We start from the raw sequence: 1,864 nt of genomic DNA, 5'->3' as shown, positions 1-1,864 counted from the left end.
TGCGCCAGTTTGTTCGCAACGCAGCTATACACACGAACCGTTGTGGTGCATTTACAGCGAATCTACTGAATATTCCAATTCTACTTCTTCTAGTCTAAATTATTGTTTATATTTGTATCTAAGTGAATACACTTTATAGATGATAATAATTGAAAAAACAACTGAGTTTGATAAGTGGTTAAGAAAACTGAAAGACATTCGCGCTAAATCTAAAATACTCTTTCGGATTCAGAAACTTGAAACTGATGAACATTATGGAGACTGTAAACCTGTGGGAGATGGAATTAGCGAAATGAGAATTAATTACGCAAAAGGGTATCGAGTTTATTTTAAAAATAAGGAAACTAAACTTGTTATACTTCTTATCGGTGGAGAGAAATCAACTCAACAAAAAGATATTGAAAAAGCTAAAAAAATTTGGAATAGAATAAAAGACAACTGAAATGGAAACAACAAAATTTGACATAGCGGACTATTTGGACAGCGAAGAAATGATAGCTGAATACCTGAACACCGTTCTTGAAGACGGAAACAGCTCTGATTTAATTGTTGCGATTGGGCATATTGCCAAATCAATTGGGATGACTAAAATTGCAGAAAAAACAGGAATGAGCCGACCAAGTCTATACAAGGCTTTATCTGACGGTGCGAAACCACAATTCGAAACAATAATGAAAGTATTGAGGGCAATAGGCGGACAAATTCACGTGAAACCAATGTCGGCGTGATTGAAAACGCACCACAACAACGGCTATAAGTAATGCGGGCTGGATTGCTGAATTCAAACTATCTGCTTCTTTTTCCGCTCGCAATTTGTATCTTTATTGAAGTAAAATAATAAACATAAAAATGGCTCGCTATGGTCTGTGCTGAATTGAAACTAAAAGGCTTGTTTGACCCGCACTACACATAGCCTGGACCGTTGTAACACATATGAAAAAAACATTACGAATCCTTATAATAGCAGTTTTAATGGGAAGTTTTTCGTATTCCCAAAACAAGAAAGTTGATAATAATATTAAATACTTTGATGAAAATTATAATCCGATTTCAAAAACGGAATTTGATAACAGAAAATGGAAAAATAGATTATTAAGCATCCAAGGAGATTCTATTAACCACAAAATCCTTTCCTTAAGAGAAAACCAAGGAGTATTACAAAACAGAAAATATTTAGATTCACTTTTAACTTCATCAACAAATAAAATAATCGATTCAAGTAAACCTTTAGTTATTGTTTACTATCCAGGAAAAGACCCTTGTAATTCAAGTGGTTCTGCAACAAGAAGAACGATTAGAAGTTGGTATAAAAAAATGGAAAAAGGGATTAACAAAATAAAGGAATCTAATATCATTTACGTTTACAAAACTAAAGATGGATTGTATGGTAAAAATGATGGATTTAAAGAATGGATAAAAGACCCTGAACAAACTATTGAAAGATTATTTTTCAAGCGACATTATCCTTGTAGTAGTTTTGTGGTCATTTCTGAAAATAATGAGTTCATAAGTTACTTTGGAGAATTTTCAAAAGAATATATTTGGAAAGCTATCGACTTAATGACAGATGAATAAAATACGTGTTACAACAACGTATATAGCTCATATCTGGGCAGTTATATAATCGAAGTTAAGGCATATTTGCAAGTCCGCCAAATTTTTTAATTTGGCTTATTGATAAAAAAAGATAATAAGAAAATTAAAAAATTCGGCTCAAGCTCATCCGAAAATTAATCGCTAATTTACACGCTACGAGCCATATACAAGTCCGTTGTAGGTAAATTGATCAAAAAATACTGTGTGAAAGAATTTCATTAATTGCTTGGTCTGATAAACGAAAAGTCAGTCGGCTGAATGGATGATT

The 1,864-nt window shown here is 32.6% G+C and carries 3 protein-coding genes; all 3 read left to right on the top strand.

Features of this window, described 5'->3' with window-relative positions:
* Nucleotides 1-139 precede the first annotated feature (139 nt).
* The 3 genes from F598_RS0114010 to F598_RS0114000 all read left to right on the top strand — a co-directional run bounded on the left by F598_RS0114010 (nucleotide 140) and on the right by F598_RS0114000 (nucleotide 1,575).
* A complete protein-coding gene (locus F598_RS0114010) occupies nucleotides 140-442 on the top strand; it encodes a type II toxin-antitoxin system RelE/ParE family toxin (RefSeq protein ID WP_019039703.1) in 303 nt (100 codons plus the stop codon).
* 1 nt (nucleotide 443) lies between these two features.
* The gene (locus F598_RS0114005) at nucleotides 444-728 is read left to right on the top strand and encodes an addiction module antidote protein (protein WP_019039702.1); all 285 of its coding nucleotides are present in this window, start codon (nucleotides 444-446) and stop codon (nucleotides 726-728) included.
* A 205-nt stretch (nucleotides 729-933) separates the two neighbouring features.
* Nucleotides 934-1,575 (top strand): hypothetical protein, encoded by a 642-nt coding sequence (locus F598_RS0114000; RefSeq protein ID WP_019039701.1) that lies wholly within the window; start codon nucleotides 934-936, stop codon nucleotides 1,573-1,575.
* The last annotated feature ends 289 nt before the right edge of the window (nucleotides 1,576-1,864 follow it).

The sequence above is a fragment of the Psychroflexus tropicus DSM 15496 genome (assembly GCF_000378765.1).
GTDB lineage: Bacteria > Bacteroidota > Bacteroidia > Flavobacteriales > Flavobacteriaceae > Psychroflexus > Psychroflexus tropicus.
The sequence above is the reverse complement of the archived record's forward strand: the minus strand, read 5'-3'. Positions and strand labels throughout refer to the sequence as shown.

Coding starts and splice junctions, on each gene's coding strand:
- F598_RS0114005 (WP_019039702.1), top strand. CDS start 444: ATGGAAACAACAAAATTTGACATAGCGGACTATTTGGACAGCGAAGAA.
- F598_RS0114000 (WP_019039701.1), top strand. CDS start 934: ATGAAAAAAACATTACGAATCCTTATAATAGCAGTTTTAATGGGAAGT.
- F598_RS0114010 (WP_019039703.1), top strand. CDS start 140: ATGATAATAATTGAAAAAACAACTGAGTTTGATAAGTGGTTAAGAAAA.